The organism is Photorhabdus laumondii subsp. laumondii (assembly GCF_003343245.1).
Classification (GTDB): Bacteria; Pseudomonadota; Gammaproteobacteria; order Enterobacterales; family Enterobacteriaceae; genus Photorhabdus; species Photorhabdus laumondii.
On the sequence record NZ_CP024901.1, the window covers coordinates 4,405,923 to 4,422,003 of the forward strand.

The 16,081-nt window shown below is 38.9% G+C and carries 14 protein-coding genes; 4 read left to right on the forward strand and 10 right to left on the reverse strand.

What is annotated here, in order from left to right:
* Positions 1–56: 56 nt before the first annotated feature.
* Entirely contained in the window at positions 57–314 is a 258-nt protein-coding gene (locus PluTT01m_RS19230) for a hypothetical protein (protein ID WP_041380310.1), read from the reverse strand.
* Between PluTT01m_RS19230 and PluTT01m_RS19235 the strand changes: the two genes are divergently transcribed.
* Complete coding sequence (locus PluTT01m_RS19235; RefSeq protein ID WP_011147879.1) at positions 304–1,440, forward strand: ABC transporter substrate-binding protein; 1,137 nt, start codon at positions 304–306, stop codon at positions 1,438–1,440. The genes PluTT01m_RS19230 and PluTT01m_RS19235 overlap by 11 nt on opposite strands.
* Before the next feature lie 565 nt (positions 1,441–2,005).
* Positions 2,006–3,490, forward strand: a complete 1,485-nt coding sequence (locus PluTT01m_RS19240; RefSeq protein WP_011147880.1) for an aldehyde dehydrogenase family protein — start codon at positions 2,006–2,008, stop codon at positions 3,488–3,490.
* 45 nt (positions 3,491–3,535) lie between these two features.
* Here PluTT01m_RS19240 and PluTT01m_RS19245 read toward each other — a convergent pair whose 3' ends face one another.
* A complete protein-coding gene (locus tag PluTT01m_RS19245) occupies positions 3,536–4,903 on the reverse strand; it encodes an alanine/glycine:cation symporter family protein (RefSeq protein WP_011147881.1) in 1,368 nt (455 codons plus the stop codon).
* A 742-nt stretch (positions 4,904–5,645) separates the two neighbouring features.
* Between PluTT01m_RS19245 and PluTT01m_RS19250 the strand changes: the two genes are divergently transcribed.
* On the forward strand, positions 5,646–7,235 hold the full coding sequence (locus tag PluTT01m_RS19250; protein ID WP_041381095.1) for an FGGY-family carbohydrate kinase: 1,590 nt from the start codon (positions 5,646–5,648) through the stop codon (positions 7,233–7,235).
* A 44-nt stretch (positions 7,236–7,279) separates the two neighbouring features.
* On the opposite strand, the gene tehB is transcribed toward PluTT01m_RS19250, so the two are convergent.
* The 4 genes from tehB to PluTT01m_RS19270 all read right to left on the reverse strand — a co-directional run bounded on the left by tehB (position 7,280) and on the right by PluTT01m_RS19270 (position 12,167).
* The gene (gene tehB / locus PluTT01m_RS19255; RefSeq protein WP_011147883.1) at positions 7,280–8,137 is read right to left on the reverse strand and encodes an SAM-dependent methyltransferase TehB; all 858 of its coding nucleotides are present in this window, start codon (positions 8,135–8,137) and stop codon (positions 7,280–7,282) included.
* Between the two features lie 247 nt (positions 8,138–8,384).
* Positions 8,385–10,532 carry a polysaccharide biosynthesis tyrosine autokinase gene (locus PluTT01m_RS19260; protein WP_011147884.1) on the reverse strand — a complete coding sequence of 716 codons (2,148 nt, stop codon included), beginning with the start codon at positions 10,530–10,532 and terminating at the stop codon, positions 8,385–8,387.
* A gap of 61 nt (positions 10,533–10,593) precedes the next feature.
* Entirely contained in the window at positions 10,594–11,022 is a 429-nt protein-coding gene (locus PluTT01m_RS19265; RefSeq protein WP_011147885.1) for an arsenate reductase/protein-tyrosine-phosphatase family protein, read from the reverse strand.
* Positions 11,022–12,167 (reverse strand): polysaccharide export protein, encoded by a 1,146-nt coding sequence (locus PluTT01m_RS19270; RefSeq protein WP_011147886.1) that lies wholly within the window; start codon positions 12,165–12,167, stop codon positions 11,022–11,024. The genes PluTT01m_RS19265 and PluTT01m_RS19270 overlap by 1 nt, the downstream gene beginning before the upstream one ends.
* 680 nt (positions 12,168–12,847) lie before the next feature.
* Here PluTT01m_RS19270 and PluTT01m_RS19275 point away from each other — a divergent pair.
* The gene (locus tag PluTT01m_RS19275) at positions 12,848–13,243 is read left to right on the forward strand and encodes a VOC family protein (protein ID WP_011147887.1); all 396 of its coding nucleotides are present in this window, start codon (positions 12,848–12,850) and stop codon (positions 13,241–13,243) included.
* 88 nt (positions 13,244–13,331) lie between these two features.
* On the opposite strand, the gene PluTT01m_RS19280 is transcribed toward PluTT01m_RS19275, so the two are convergent.
* From PluTT01m_RS19280 to PluTT01m_RS19295, 4 genes are all read right to left on the reverse strand, one after another.
* The gene (locus PluTT01m_RS19280) at positions 13,332–13,781 is read right to left on the reverse strand and encodes a lysis protein (protein WP_011147888.1); all 450 of its coding nucleotides are present in this window, start codon (positions 13,779–13,781) and stop codon (positions 13,332–13,334) included.
* Between the two features lie 9 nt (positions 13,782–13,790).
* Complete coding sequence (locus tag PluTT01m_RS19285; RefSeq protein ID WP_011147889.1) at positions 13,791–14,192, reverse strand: hypothetical protein; 402 nt, start codon at positions 14,190–14,192, stop codon at positions 13,791–13,793.
* 9 nt (positions 14,193–14,201) lie between these two features.
* On the reverse strand, positions 14,202–14,528 hold the full coding sequence (locus PluTT01m_RS19290) for a phage holin, lambda family (RefSeq protein WP_011147890.1): 327 nt from the start codon (positions 14,526–14,528) through the stop codon (positions 14,202–14,204).
* Between the two features lie 364 nt (positions 14,529–14,892).
* Positions 14,893–15,882, reverse strand: coding sequence for a glycosyltransferase (locus PluTT01m_RS19295; RefSeq protein ID WP_011147891.1), 990 nt, complete (start codon positions 15,880–15,882; stop codon positions 14,893–14,895).
* Positions 15,883–16,081: the final 199 nt, after the last annotated feature.

Here is a 16,081-nt window from a genome sequence, read left to right on the forward strand (position 1 = left end):
ATAAAATTAACTTTCTCATCATGTTATTCCAGAATAATTATCCTTGTGGTTAGCAGCTACGATGCCAAAATACGATCACTTGTTATTTCTTCAACAACATAAAAAACGACTTTCTGCCAAATCGACCAGATGCTTAAAACACCCGACCAACCGACAATATGGCAGATCCAGATACGACTACAGTAACTGCCGATATTCAGACCAATAATGTAGTTGGAACCATCACAATTAGATGAGATCATACTTGCGTTTATCGCCTCGCTTAACCATTTAAAAACCAGCACCGAAAACCAAGGAGAAATAATGGCACTCATCCACTGCACTGCAAAATATATTCTGACTGCCATATTGATATTACTGCCTGTCTTTGCGCAAGCAAAAGTCATTACAGTCAAGGACGTTGCTGGGCGGAAGGTTAAAATTGACGCGCCAGTCAGTCGGGTTATGCTGGCTGACAGCCGGATATTGATTGCCCTGAATATTCTTCACCCTGATAATCCGCTTAAAGGTATTGTCGCCTGGGATAATGCACTAGAAATTAAATCTCCAGATTTGGCAACTACTTATGAGAAAGATTTCCCGCAATTGCGGGATATTCCGGTATTCCCTAACCCTTATCACAGTGATTTTAACGTCGAAAAAGCGCTGACTTATAAACCCGATCTGGTTATTTTTGATATTGGTCTTCAAACCAAGCTCAATGATAGTGGAACCATCATGTTACTGGAAAAAGCGGGCATCCAGGTTATCTTTATCGATTTCCATCAATATCCGCTAACAAATACGATTCCAAGTATGATTTTACTTGGGAAGGTATTCAACGAAGAAGAAAATGCACAAAAATTTATTGAGTTTTATCAAGAGAGGATGAAAATCATTAATCAACGCGTTGGTACGCTAGGTAAAGAACAGCGCCCTCCGGTGTTTATCGAACGCCATGCAGGCATGTTAGGTGCGGAACATTGCTGTAAAACTTTCGGAAATGGCAATTTTGGTGAATTTGTTACTGCCGCAGGAGGTGATAACCTCGGCGCTCGCTGGTTTTCAGGTATAGATGGTGAGGTAAACGAAAAACAATTAATCGTCAGTAATCCTGAATTTTATCTGATGACCGCCGCAAATTGGGATAAAGTTCGCTCTGGAAGTTTCTCTGTGCCATTAGGTTATACCGGCGATTTAAAACAGTCACAGGAACGACTAAAAAAATTACTGACACGCCCCAAATTAAGCGTATTAAGAGCCTTTCGCGAAAAGCAAGTAATAGCACTGTACCACCAATATTACGATACGCCGTTTAACATCATTGCTGTTGAGATCATTGCTAAATTCCTGCATCCGAAGTTATTTGAAGATATCGATCCACAAGCTGACAACCTATATCTGCATAAAACTTTTACCGCCCTTGATGGTAACGGAGTATTCTGGGTCACAGCAAAATAATATTACCTTTCAATCCGTTGGTATATTCCAACGGATATTTAATCACACCCTTTACTTATAATTTCCGTTCGTTAATATACCTAATATTTTATATAACATGCTAATAGACATCTATTATTTTGTCATCTACTATAGTTGATGCTAAAAAAATATAAAACATGACAAGATAAATTCGGGTAAGTAATATAAAGCAAAAATATATTCACATAATGAAATTATACCCTATGGATTTCAAGATGGATCGCGACGGCAAGGGAGCGAATCCCCGGGAACATAGCAAACTATGTAACCTGGGTGAACGAGTGCAGGCAAGGTACAAAAATCAGTCTATACCCTATGGATTTCAAGATGGATCGCGACGGCAAGGGAGTGAATCCCCGGGAGCATAGATAACTATGTGACCGGGGTGAGCGAGTGCAGCCAACAAAGAGGCAACTTGAAGGATAACGGGTATATATGCAGGGAATCATCCGCTCTTTACTAACAAGAATGGAAAATAAAATAACCTAAGTGAGATAGATTCTCGATGTAACTATTCTTAAACCAAAGTACTCGGAGTATGTTAATGAAACGATTACACGATATTGAGAAAGAGATGTTGCCCGTTGAATCCTACAAAATGCTTATTGGTGGGCAATGGGTAGATAGTGTATCCAAAGCAACGACCAAAAGTTATAACCCGGCGACAGGAGAACTCCTGGCTGAATATGCATCCGGTAATGCTGAAGATGTTGATCTTGCTGTCAGCGCTGCAAAAAAAGCCTTCCACGCCTGGAGTCAAACCTCCGCAATCGAAAGACAATCAGCTTTGCTGAAAATTGCTGACTTACTAGAAGCAGAACAAAAACGTTTTGCCATCCTTGAATCACTGGATACTGGCAAACCATTAAATGAATCCCTGTATATGGATTTACCGGCCAGCATTGACCAGTTCCGCTATTTTGCGGGTGTGATCCGTTCCCATACCGATGAAGCTTCAGTTCTGGATACCAATACACTTAGCTTGGTGATCCGTGAACCCATTGGTGTTGTCGGACAGGTAATTCCCTGGAATTTCCCACTACTGATGGCGGCATGGAAACTGGCTCCTGCTCTTGCAGCGGGCAATACCATTGTTATTAACCCGGCAACACTGACATCAATCACTCTGCTTGAATTGGGCAGAATATTGGATAAAGTCCTGCCAGCCGGGGTAGTTAACATTGTTACAGGTCGTGGTTCAGTCGTTGGTCAAGCCATTCTGGATCATGAAGATGTCGAAAAAGTGGCATTCACTGGTTCCACCAAAGTCGGTTATACCGTAGCCGAAGCCGCAGCCAAAAAACTGATCCCTGCAACACTGGAGCTTGGTGGTAAATCAGCCAATATTATCTTCCCTGATGCCAATATGAAAAAAGCAGTAAAATATGCGGCCAAAGCTATTTTGCTGAATCAGGGCCAAGCGTGTGAATCAGGTTCCCGGTTGTTCCTGCATAAAGATATTCATGATGAATTCCTCAAATCGCTGAAAACAGAATTCGAATCCATCCAGGTTGGTGATCCATTGGAAAAAGAAACTCAGATGGGAAGCCAAGTCAGCCAGGAACAAATGGAAAAAATTCTCGAATACGTGGAAATTGCGAAAAAAGAGGGTGCAACCATTTTCACGGGGGGTAAACGCATTACTGAAAAAGGTTATGACGAGGGTTTCTTTATTCAACCAACTATCATTACCGATGTCACTAATGACATGCGAGTCGCACGCGAAGAGATTTTTGGCCCTGTATTGGCCGTGATTCCATTCAGCGAAGAAGAAGACGTGATCAGAATGGCAAATGATTCTGATTATGGCCTGGCTGGTGCTGTCTGGACACAGGATATCGACCGAGCACTACGCGTAGCTAAAGCTGTCAGAACTGGCCGTATGTGGATTAACACTTACCATGAACTGCCTGCTCACGCCCCATTTGGTGGCTACAAAAAATCAGGCATTGGCAGAGAAACACACAAAATGATGTTGGATGCTTACACTCAGGTCAAAAACATCTATATCAAAACCAGTGAAGAATAATCTCAACCAGTGATGAGAAAAGCCTTCCAAACGGAAGGCTTTTATTTAAATTTTGGCTTTAATATCAATACTATCTGCATTCACATCTTTAATATGCTCTTTCGTCAGCCGATAAACAACTGGGCTTAACAATGCTAATGCAATTAGGTTCGGTATTGCCATCATCGCATTCAATGTATCTGCCAATAACCAGACAAAATCCAATGACTGAGTAGCACCTACCATCAAAGCAATAATCCATACTACACGGAAAGGCGTAATAGCTTTTTGCCCAAATAGATATTGAGTACATTTTTCACCGTAGAAACTCCAGCCAAGAATTGTGGTAAAGGCAAATATTACCAGAGCACCCGCGACAATATAGTTGCCACCAGGAATCGCCATCGCGAAAGAAGTCGCTGTCAGTGTCGCACCTGTCTGACCGTTCAACCAACCACCAGTAATGACGATAGTTAAGCCAGTGATGGAACAAACAATAATGGTATCGATGAAAGTCCCTAGCATAGCGATCAACCCCTGACGAATCGGGTTTTGAGTTTTAGCTGTTGCATGAGCAATCGGCGCGCTTCCCAATCCCGCTTCATTAGAGAAAATGCCACGAGCGACACCAAAGCGAATTGCCGCCCACACTGCTGCACCCGCAAAACCACCTTGGGCCGCAACAGGTGTAAATGCAGATTTAACAATCAGAACAAATGCAGCGGGAATTTCACTGAAATTCATTCCCAGAACAATAATCCCAGCAGCGAGATAGGCAACCGTCATAAATGGCACTAATTTACCGGCGACATCAGCAATACGTTTAATCCCCCCGATAAGCACTGCACCAACTAGAATTGCCAATACGATGGCCGTTACCATGGTAGAAACGCCAAAGTTACTTTGCAGCACATCAGCAACCGAATTCGCTTGTACGGTATTACCAATACCGAAACAAGCAATACTGCCAAACACCGCAAACAACGTCCCCAACCAGGCCCACTTTTTACCTAAACCGTTTTTTATGTAATACATGGGGCCACCAACATAGTGACCGTTTTTGTCAACCTCACGGAAACGGACTGCCAGTACCGCCTCTGAATATTTGGTTGCCATGCCCACTAATGCAGTTATCCACATCCAAAACAGCGCACCTGGCCCACCCAATACAACTGCGGTAGCCACGCCAGCGATATTACCCGTTCCTATGGTGGCAGAAAGCGCAGTCATCAGTGCGTTAAATGGTGATATCTGCCCTTCTCCCCGCTGATGATTACGCTCAAATAGTAATTTAAAACCCGTTCCCAATTTACGTATAGGCAGAAAAGAGAGGCGGAGCTGCATGAACAACCCAACCCCCAAAAGACCGACCATCATCGGCACTCCCAATACTACCCCGTTAATAGCACTCAGCCATTCTGTGATTAATTCCATATATTCCCTCGGACATTTCATAACAAAATAACAACATACTCGCAGCAACTTAATAAAGAATATTTATGGAAAATATGCGAGAAAAAATTTCGTAAAAATGGAAAAAGATTTGATACTTGTGAGTGATATCACTTGATAGAATCTTAAGATTAGAATGTTCAAAAATTTATCACGCCTAATACATTAAAAAATGTTTAGGTATAAACCGCTATCTTAATCAAAATAATTTACTGGAATATTTAATTATTTAAACTAATTAAAACAAAATATTATTCTTTATACTCCGTTTTTTGTTAATTAATGGACTGATTAATATTATTTTTAAAAACGATTTTTTAAGAAACAGATCATTGAGTATACCCTATGGATTTCGAGATGCATCGCGACGGCAAAAGAACGAATCCCCGGGAGCATAGATAACGATGTGACCAGGGTGAGAGAGTGCAGCCAACAAAGAGGCAACTTGAAAGATAACGGGTATAGACATTATCAGCGATTTTTCTGAGAATATCTTGCTCACTCTACCTATCATGCTTTTCCTTTTAAACAAACCACTCTCCGGAATGTATTTATTACATCAGCAAAAAGAACAATAAAAAATATATGTGATATTTTTCTATCATCATAAAACTACCGAATCTTTTTCGAGCCGCCTCACAATAATTGAATAACCTCATTGTTTTATTGTTCCACTCAACTCATTTTATCAGCCTGAGTTAATGAATAAGGAGATAACCTCATGGTGGAACAACAATATTTCATTGGTGTTGATGTTGGCTCCGCCAGTGTCCGTACTGCGGTTTTTGACCAATGCGGCAAACGGCATGCATTCTCCGCTCGCCCTATCCAGCAATTTCATCCAAAAGCTGATTTTGTTGAACAATCTTCTGCTGACATCTGGGCGCAAGTATGTGCAACAGTAAAAGAAGCTGTTGCACTGGCAAATATTAATCCTATTGATGTTAAATCAATCGGCTTCGATGCCACCTGTTCACTCGTTGCGGTAGCAGCAGAGGGATGCTCTCTTTCTGTGGCCGAAAATGGCAATCCTGAACACGATATCATCATGTGGATGGATCATCGTGCCATAAAAGAAGCCATCACGATAAATCAAACCAATGACCCTGCACTCTGCTATGTAGGCGGTGAAATCAGCCCTGAAATGGAACTACCGAAAATCTTATGGTTAAAAAACTACTTTCCTCAACGTTATCAGGATATATGGCGTTTCTTTGATTTAGCTGATTTTCTGGTGTGGAAAGCCACTGGCGCTGATGTAGCCAGTACCTGCACGCTTACTTGCAAATGGAACTATCTGGCTCATCAAAAACAGTTCAGCGAAAAACTACTCTATGATGTGGGGTTAGAAGATTTAACAAATAAAGTTCCATCTACCATCATTGAACTTGGCGAAAAAGCAGGTTACCTGACTGCTGAGGTGGCTAAAGATTTTGGGCTGCACACAGGAATCATCGTCGCCGGTGGTATTATTGATGCTCATGCCGGCGGATTGGCACTGACTGGTGCCTATCCAGAGGGCAGCTTGGTTATTATCAGCGGTACCTCAAACTGCCACATGATTGTCAGTCCTCATCCTGTCATGGTTCCGGGGGTTTGGGGCCCCTATTTCGGCGCAATGCTACCCGGTTACTGGCTCAACGAAGGTGGACAAAGCGCCGCCGGCGCATTAGTTGAATGGTCAATTCGTCAACACAATAGCTGGCCGGAGCTGGCAGCCGAAGCCGAGGAATCTGGTCATCATTACTACCAGCTACTGAATGAAGCGGTTACACAGTTAGAAAAACAAGAGATATACCCGACCGCACAGCTTCATATTTTAAGTGACCATCATGGTAATCGTTCACCAAGAGCAAACCCTAATGCCAAGGGAATGGTAAGCGGGCTGACGCTGGCAAATGGTCGTGATGATCTGGCCCGTCATTACTTGGCAACACTGCAATCTATCGCCTATGGTACCCGCCATATTATTGATGCATTAGTAGAAGCAGGACACCAGATAAACAGACTGGTTATGTGTGGTGGCGCAACTAAAAACCCTCTATGGTTACGTGAATATGCCAATGCCACTGGGCGAGAGATCCATCTCACTCAGGAAGAGGATGCTGTCAATCTTGGCTCTGCTTTGCTAGGTGCCGTTGCTTGCGGTTCCTTTGCAAACTTCGCTCAAGCAGCAAAATCGATGGTACGTGACGGCAACATTATCAAACCGGAAAAAGAGACATTTTTATTTCATCAAGCCAAATATCAGGTCTATCTGCAAATGTACCGAGATCAACAGCAATATAACGAAATCATGCAAACCGGTAATTAGCCCAGTGAGTACAGCCAACAAATAGGCAATTTGAAAGGTAACGTTCATCGCTTTCTGGCGAGAAGCGTAGCAAAATTTAATTTTATTCTATTACCATTTTCATCTGTTTTATGAAGATGACCAGGGTTTTCATTATATTTAATGATTTCCCAGTCAGAATAATAATTCTCCAATTCACCTGGCATGAGGAAACTTTTGAATGGCAATAATGAATATGGTGCAAAATCTGTTTCAATCGGGCAAACAATCAGATTAATACCACCTTTATTCGTCTGTTTTTGCATATTGTAAATAATATCGGTGATTTTTTCCCGTTGTAGAAACATCAGTACCACAGTTGAAATAATTAAATCATATTTTTCGGTGATATTGTGAGAGTTGATATCATAAACAGCCGTACGGATATTTTTAAATTGCTGTTTTTCTTTAATAACATTAATTGTGTTAATACATTGCTGACTAATATCCACGGCTGTAACGTCATAACCTCTTTCTGCCAGATAGAAAGTATTCCGGCCATGACCGGCCCCCAGATCTAATGTCTTACAAGGAGAAATAATATTTGCCAAATATATAATTTCAGAGTGAGGTAATGACAAATTATTTTGTTTATAAAACAGATATTGTGGTTCACATAAAAAAGAGAGCTGGCATTTAATATCATCACTTACCCATTTAATTTTATGCCAAATCTGTGGCTGAATAATGGGAGGCTGCTTTTGTACATTAAAATATGCAGTTTCTTCCTGATCACCATCGAAAATCACAAATTCCAGTTCACCTTCAAAGATCTCAAGACAAGCATAAGTCCCCTCTTTTGTGTTATGCCTTTCAGTGAACATTTCAGGAAGGGTATTTTTCTGCCAGATGGGTATTCGTTTATAACAAATGAGGTCACTCATAGAAGGTTCCTTGACCATAAATTACATTTAAAATGCATCTTATAATGACATTCTACAACTGTAAAGCTATAAAATCATCAGAAGAAAAGTCTCTGGGTTTCACCATAGCTATGCTTGTAAGATAAAAGGAAAAATGATCCACTCTCCGTTAAATTGAACGAACTGACTCACTATTAAGAAACATAGGAAAGAAAATAAGCGCTCATTGATAAAATTTCTCCGGCCTTATAAGCCGGAGAAAAGGCGATCAATCCTTATAACTGTATTGATAACATCCGCTAGAATCATAATAGAGACCAGACTTCTTCTCTACCGCGTTTAGCAACACACCTTTAATATGAATGCCATTTTGTCTAAACCGGCGAATAGTCACATTAACTTCTTTAACCCTTGTTTTATGATAACGTGCAATTAACAATGAAGTTCCTGCATATCTCCCAATAATCGCAGCATCAGTGACAGCCAAAATAGGAGGAGTATCTACCAAGACATAATCATAATGCTCTTCTGCCCAAGATAATAATTCTTTCAGTCTATTATGCATAAGTAATTCTGACGGGTTTGGCGGAATAGCACCTCGGTTGATAAAATCAAGCTCAGTAAGATACGTTCTGGTAATAATCCCTTTTAATTGATGTTGACCTGCCAAATATTCAGAAAGCCCCAGAGATTGAGGACTTTCCAATACTTTATGTAAACGGCCTCTTCTCATATCTGCATCGATTAAAAGCACGCGTTTATTACTTAATGCCAATACAGCGGCAAGATTTACTGAAATAAAAGACTTTCCTAATTCAGGAGCAGAACCTGAAAGAAGAATAATTTTATTTGCAGATTCCATCATTGAAAAATGCAAGGTTGTTCTAAGGCTACGCAATGCTTCAATAGCTAAATCAGTAGGATCTTGAATAGCTAATAACCGCAATTTCTGACGATGAATTCGCTTTTTCTGTTGTTGGTCAAGTTTGATCTGAGTCTCAGAGAGTGGAATAGTGGCGTAAACGGAAACACCTATCTCTTCCAATTGTTCGGGACTTTCGATTCCTTTACGAAACATGACTCGTATGCAAATCAACCCAGCAGACAATATAAATCCCAATACCATCATCGATGCAATAATCAGTGACTTCTTCGGTTTTACCGCTGAACTTTCTACAATAGCTTCATCAATAATACGCACATTACCCACTGTCCCCGCTTTCACGATATTCAATTCTTGCTGTTTATTGAGTAACTGCACATAAATTTCTTGGTCAACTTGAACATCTCTGGTCAAACGTAAAATTTCCTGCTGTGTTTTAGGTAACCGTTTGATTGACTGATTCAGCTCCTTTTTGGTATCAACCAAAGTTTTACGTTTATCAAGCAACGCAACATAAGCGGGATGTTGTTTGGTATACAATTGCTGTAATTCAGCTTCTTTGAACGTCAATTCATTAATCTGTTTCTCAATTTGGACCAATGTCTCCAAAGCCGATTTTGCTTCAAGTGATAAATCGATAGATTCATTCGCTTGACGATATTGATTAAGCAACTCTTCAGAACGATTGAGCTCAATTTTAACTTTAGGCAAATGATTTTTTAAGAAATTAAGACTACTTTCAGCCTCTTCCGTCTTTCTTGTCACATTTTGTTGCAAGTAATTTTTACCAATACTATCCAGTATCAATTTTATTCTTGCACGATCATCACCTTCTATTTCAAGCAAGATAATACCGGTATTATTACCTTTTTCTTTTACCCGCAAAGCCTGTTGCAGCCCGCGAATAACACCCAATTGCCCCCGTTTAACCAACGTGAAACTTTGCCCTGGAGAAGCTGAAATATTTGAGATAAGCAAATTTATGCCATCGGTATCAAATACTTTGTTTACTTGCCCGTGGAAAACCTGATCGTCAAAAAACAACCGATAATTTTCTGCATCGTCAACATATATTTTTATCCCTTCATTAATATATTCAGGTGATATTGTAAAATGTTTAATAACAATATTAGGCTTTGGCATACCACGAAGACGGGCAATGCCCTTACCTATCACAGGAAAATAGTCCGCTGTAACCTGAACATCCAAATTTAGATCCTTTACCGTCTTTCCTAATATCATTCGGGAAGTTAACAACTCCAATTCTGCCGATGTATCTGACGGTTTTCCAGAAAGCATATCCGACATGTCGCCGATTAAAGGTAATGCACTACTTCTCTTTTCAACCTGCAATAAAGCATTTGCCTTGTATATCGGAGTCGCAATCAAGGAATAACAAAGGCCAATAACGGTGAACAATAGGGTGATTCCACCAATCACCCAGCGATAATCGAATAAGGCACTAAGAAGACGGCCTAAATCAATTTCATCACTATCCGTATGAGTGTGACTTGATTTATCTGATGTAGTCATAAAAAGCCTATAATTACTTTATTAATAAGCAGCAAACCCATAATATAAAAATACTTATAAGTTATAATTTCCCTAACCAACTATTAGTACTCTTAAATAATAACTGATACACATATTCATAAACCTCGATATCAGACTTATAAGGATCGGGGATGACCATTTCATTTAACCAGTGACCTAAAAGCATTGTTTTCCCCCTTGCCCCTAGATTTATCCTATTTACAGCCTCAATATGTTTTTTTTCCATAACCAAGATCAAACTTGACTGCTGGCATAATTCACTGGTTAGTTGACGCGCTATATGCCCTTCTAAGGATAATCCATGTCTAGCCGCAACCCTACTTGAGAATTCATTTGCAGGTTTACCAATTAAAGCCGATATTCCCGCAGAATAAATCTCTTTCTGAGGAAATAGTTGCCGCAATAAACGCTCTCCCGTTGGCGATCGGCAGATATTACCCACACAAACAATCAGAATAGAATTGAACATTAATTCGGCCACTTACGAATCCACTTAGTTGTTTCAGTCAGGCTATTAATGCTTGATATCGTTGGCACCAACTGATTGATAACCCGATTCCAGCGAACAACTGGCGCACTGGTAACATAGACAATATCATAAGGTTGCAAATTGAACTCAGTTCCCAGGACTAACGCCGTCGCATCCTTAGCATTGAGCTGATAAATATTGGCTATTTTCCCCTTATTATCAGGTACATTACGCAGCGAACGGATAACAAAGATGCCATTAGCATCACTTGATAATTGATCTATACCTTCAGCATTACCCAATGCTTCGGTCAACGTCATCCCACTGCGATCCATACGTAGAGTGGTTTGTTTTCTGACTTCCCCCATAACAAACACTTTCAAATCATCATTACGAGGAATGTATAAGATATCGCCAGAATAGAGCAGACGATTTTGCTTCAGATCACCATTTTGCATCAAATCTTGGAGAGAAATAATCGTTTCTTTTCCCTTATGAGTCAAAATGATCCTCCTCCAATCAGCGTTTTCGGTTAAGCCGCCAGCATGGTTAATCGCATCAATAATGGTTAAAGGAACGTTAGTGATAGGTTGTTGAGCAGATCGGGCAACTTCACCTGTTACATAGGCTTTTTGTGAACGAAAAGCAGCAATATTGACATCAACTTGAGGTGATTCGATGTACTTCGATAACTTATCAGTAATCATCGTACGCACCTGAGTGACCGTTTTTCCTTTCACATGAAGTTTACCAACATAGGGATAAAAAATCGTCCCATCAGAATGCACCCAATTACCCGTATCACTAGCACTACGATATTGTCCTGCCGGTATTGTCAATTCAGGATGATCCCAAACAGTAACCATAATGACATCCCCCACACCAATACGGTATTCATACTGTTGTAATTCTTTATCTAACTCAGGATTAGGACGTGCAATAGCAGAATTCACCCGTAAATTTTCAATTAATTTTGGTGTTACCGGATAAACGTTTACCAAATTATTAATATCATAGTTACTATCATCATCATTGATTATTTCTTTATTATAAACAGTAAGACCACTCCCAGGCATAACAGTACAACCACCTAATAGCATAGAACCGGACAATGCCAGAACTATAATTAATTCCTTAATATTCATCAGAAATTTATCCTTAAAAAATAATAAACAAAAAAGAATACAGAAAATAGTATTAATTATAATCCCCCTCACAAAACTAGATTATAATATAATAAAATATAATATAATATAAAGATTTTGCTTAAGGGCCGCAAGATTCCAGGCTACTGGTCATATCACTTGGTAAAAACAATAGAAATCAACTTAATAGCTTTGAAAAATTCAGATTATTAAATAATAGTAGTAGTAAATTCATTAATTATTTTATTATTTAATATATCTTATAAGATATTATTACAAACAGAAAGTAAGAGCAGACCTATCAAATAAAAGACAGTGAGGATATTTATCAGAATTTATCAAGACCAAGATACATGCTCTCGATGACATTGTGAAGAAAACAGATACCTACTTACATCAAATCCGTGTTCATATCATCGACTTTGGTGCTTGAAATGGTGACAAAAAATAAAAAAATAGACAATCAATTCATCAAACAACTCCAATTATAAAACCCTAAGTTTAATCATATTGTAAATAATAGCTCGGTAGTATCGGATATTTTTAGATTGTTTTAACTTTAAAGATCACCACTTTGTACTTTTCACGTTTATCAACTACCATTAGCAGTTGTTTTATATCGCAGTAGAAGATCTGAAAATTGGACATATTCCACAAAAACTTTATCAACTGGGATTACCATGAAAAAATCTACTATACTAAGAATCGCCAGGCCCACTGACAATTTAACTCAAATTGCTGAAATGTACCGCCGAGGTTTAGGATTTATTCTCCTGGAGCAATTCGAAAATCATGAAAATTTTGATGGCATCATTCTCGGGCATCCAAATCATCTCTGGCATCTCGAATTTACGCATCATCGTGGCACAACAGTAGGAAGATCCCCCACACAGGACAATTTATTGGCCTTCTATATACCAGACCATTCAGAATGGTTAGATCAGATATCATTAATGGAAAATGCTGGCTTTATTGCAGTCCCCTCTTACAACCCATATTGGGATATTGAAGGTAAAACATTTGAAGATATTGATGGTTATCGGGTTGTATTACAAAACACAGTATTCCTTGCTTGATTATTAATCGATCTTAAGCATACTTGCCCTAATAACCAACCCACACCTACGTTGTTTTACATTACGCAATAACATTATCAAAACTCAGCTATTGACACTGAGTTTTGATATATTCTTGCAAGTATTTCGTTTGCTGTTCGTTCTCAACAATCATTCTTCGGAGATCGAAATAATCTTGTTCAGTTGCTGGGTTAAGTCGTGGGGTGTCTGCATGGCCCACGCTGCCGGAGGAGCCGGCTTGGCCTTGATGACAGGTGGCTGCGATGCGCAACCGACGATGACCAGCGGCAACATCATTGCGCAGAACATCAATTTCAGATTTGGCATTAGCAAGTTCCTTTGTATGCTGATTATCCAGTTTAGACAGGAGCCTTATTCGCTCCTGCTGATTAACGATTTCATTCTGCTGCTCCAGCAACTCACTCTGTAGCTTAACTGTCGTATCAAGCTGTTTGGTATACTTACCGTAATAGTGATAAGCCAGAAGCGAGGCAAGCGCCAGAGCAATAACAGTATAACCACGAGAGTTAAACTTCATAATATCGCTCTACAAAAGTGAAAATGCTTTATCAATGACCTCATTGCTATAAGGTTGACTACCATTTTCCATGGTAATAATGGACTTAATAAGCTCTGTCATAAATACTTTATTAAATACATCAACAACCTGATCGCAAGTCACTCCCGTACCTTTACATACGTGGTTAATATAGGCATCAGTATTATTTTCATTAGTAGGAGCCCATCGTGAAATGATCTCTTTCACTGTTTTAAGGCCATATTTCCGATTGTAATTATGCAAAATTTTAATCATCGCCCGAAGACCATATTCAGGACCAACAAACTGACAGAAAGATTTATCAGTACGCTGTGATGCAGGCATCAGACCTTGCCAGTCATCACCCCAACGAATATTACCTGGGTTATTATTTCGAATACCTCTGCTCATAATTCACTCCTATTGTTTATTACCTGTTTTGTTATTAACAACTTTTCTTAAGATCTGACCAAAATAGTCAGTGCCCAGATAACCAATAATGACACTGCTGATGTAAGCCAAATCCGTGCTCATACCAAAAAAATTCAACGCATCACGGATAAACCAAGCAATCATGGCACACATAATAGAATCCATAATTGTCGTCCAAAATTTACCACCGTTATATCGACCCCTGAGATAAGCCATTGCGGCAGCCAGCGCCGCACCTATACCTTGTTCTTTGACTGACAGCAGCCATAACCATAGCTGCATCCAGATGTCAGGCTGTTTATCCATGTATTTCATCCTTCACTCCCACTCACATAAATGGGAATCCATAGGCTGCCGTGTAGCCTTAATTTTGAGTTAATAGGAATACTGCGAAATCAGTAGAATAAGAAAAGGCCACACATAGCGCAGCCTTAAATTTTATAAGGTGATTACTTACATTTAATATAATACCAAGCTCATCAACAAATTCTGCGGGTGTATCATTATGTGTAAGGGAATGATAATAATTAACAAATAGATATATATCCTATGGATTTCAAGATGGATCACGGCGGCAAGGGAGCGAATCCCCGGGAGCATAGATAACTATGTGACCGGGGTGAGTGAATGCAGCCAACAAAGAGGCAACTTGAAAGATGACGGGTATAGAGCATTGTAGTCACTCATCCATGAACCTCCTTAATATTAAGACTAAATTACAACGTATAATAAACCATAGTTCATGGTAATTATGCACACCTGGTAATAAATCTCTCAAAGCAATTTGGTTAATAAAACGTTTAGCAAGCAATTTTTTTAAGCTTGGATCGTGTATCTTTTTTCTATACAAAATAAAAAAACTACCAACCTCTCGAATTGCATGACGACTAAGAGATCTTTTTAACGATTTCTCACCTTTAATTTCTTTTGAGATTTTAATAATTGAATTAACCACAGTAATATAACTATCAGCTCGATGATATAATTTTTTACTTTCTCTTGAGCGAGTTATTGATTGCAAATTATGTCGATAACAATACAATTGCTCCTCACAAAAGCCGATTCGATTCGCTATAAGTGACAAATTAATTGTCCATAAGATATCTTCATGAAAGATATTTTCCATAAAACTCATTTGGTTATTTATAATTAATTCTTTTTTAATAAGTTGTAACCAAACAAAATGTGGCCATTCTCTACATTCAACGCAATATTTTATCCACTCTTTACCTGTTAATACTCTACCATAAGGTTGTCTACGTGTTATTCTTCTATTTCCTTGTGAGAATGGATCTTTTGTAAAACTAACTCCATTGCCAATTAACACATCTAATCTCTGTTCAATAGCGTGATCAAGCCATTTTCTTAATATTTGTGGTTTTAGCCAATCATCACTATCAACAAATAAAATCCACTCACCTCTCGCATATTTTATGCCATAATTTCTAGCTATTGAAACACCACGATTTTCTTGATTAAAGATCCGTATTCTATTATCTTTTCTTTCATATTCTTTAATGACTTCTAAGCTATTATCTGTTGAACCATCATTAATAATAATGACTTCAAAATTAACATTTTCTTGTGCAAAAATTGAATCTAACAAATAGGTTATATTATTCTCATCATTAAAAACAGGGATAATAATAGTAATATCAAACTGAAACATCTACCATCCTTTTAATGAGTTAGTTGTTTTTGATAAAAATACCATTTTCATAATAAAAATGCCCCTTTTCCCCATTGCTATTCACATACCATACAATGTTTTAAGTATCAGTTATAGATGGGATTGAAAATTTCTACCAAAATAGTAAATCATTAAGTACGATAATGATAAAAATATGCATTGGGAATTTAGGTATTAC

Excerpts from the sequence above, each read along its gene's own strand:
- PluTT01m_RS19270 (WP_011147886.1), bottom strand. The coding sequence starts at position 12,167 with ATGAATATTAAGGAATTAATTATAGTTCTGGCATTGTCCGGTTCTATG.
- PluTT01m_RS19285 (WP_011147889.1), bottom strand. The coding sequence starts at position 14,192 with ATGAGCAGAGGTATTCGAAATAATAACCCAGGTAATATTCGTTGGGGT.
- PluTT01m_RS19240 (WP_011147880.1), top strand. The coding sequence starts at position 2,006 with ATGAAACGATTACACGATATTGAGAAAGAGATGTTGCCCGTTGAATCC.
- PluTT01m_RS19245 (WP_011147881.1), bottom strand. The coding sequence starts at position 4,903 with ATGGAATTAATCACAGAATGGCTGAGTGCTATTAACGGGGTAGTATTG.
- PluTT01m_RS19230 (WP_041380310.1), bottom strand. The coding sequence starts at position 314 with ATGAGTGCCATTATTTCTCCTTGGTTTTCGGTGCTGGTTTTTAAATGG.
- PluTT01m_RS19275 (WP_011147887.1), top strand. The coding sequence starts at position 12,848 with ATGAAAAAATCTACTATACTAAGAATCGCCAGGCCCACTGACAATTTA.
- PluTT01m_RS19295 (WP_011147891.1), bottom strand. The coding sequence starts at position 15,882 with ATGTTTCAGTTTGATATTACTATTATTATCCCTGTTTTTAATGATGAG.
- PluTT01m_RS19260 (WP_011147884.1), bottom strand. The coding sequence starts at position 10,532 with ATGACTACATCAGATAAATCAAGTCACACTCATACGGATAGTGATGAA.
- PluTT01m_RS19235 (WP_011147879.1), top strand. The coding sequence starts at position 304 with ATGGCACTCATCCACTGCACTGCAAAATATATTCTGACTGCCATATTG.
- PluTT01m_RS19280 (WP_011147888.1), bottom strand. The coding sequence starts at position 13,781 with ATGAAGTTTAACTCTCGTGGTTATACTGTTATTGCTCTGGCGCTTGCC.
- PluTT01m_RS19265 (WP_011147885.1), bottom strand. The coding sequence starts at position 11,022 with ATGTTCAATTCTATTCTGATTGTTTGTGTGGGTAATATCTGCCGATCG.
- tehB (WP_011147883.1), bottom strand. The coding sequence starts at position 8,137 with ATGAGTGACCTCATTTGTTATAAACGAATACCCATCTGGCAGAAAAAT.
- PluTT01m_RS19290 (WP_011147890.1), bottom strand. The coding sequence starts at position 14,528 with ATGAAATACATGGATAAACAGCCTGACATCTGGATGCAGCTATGGTTA.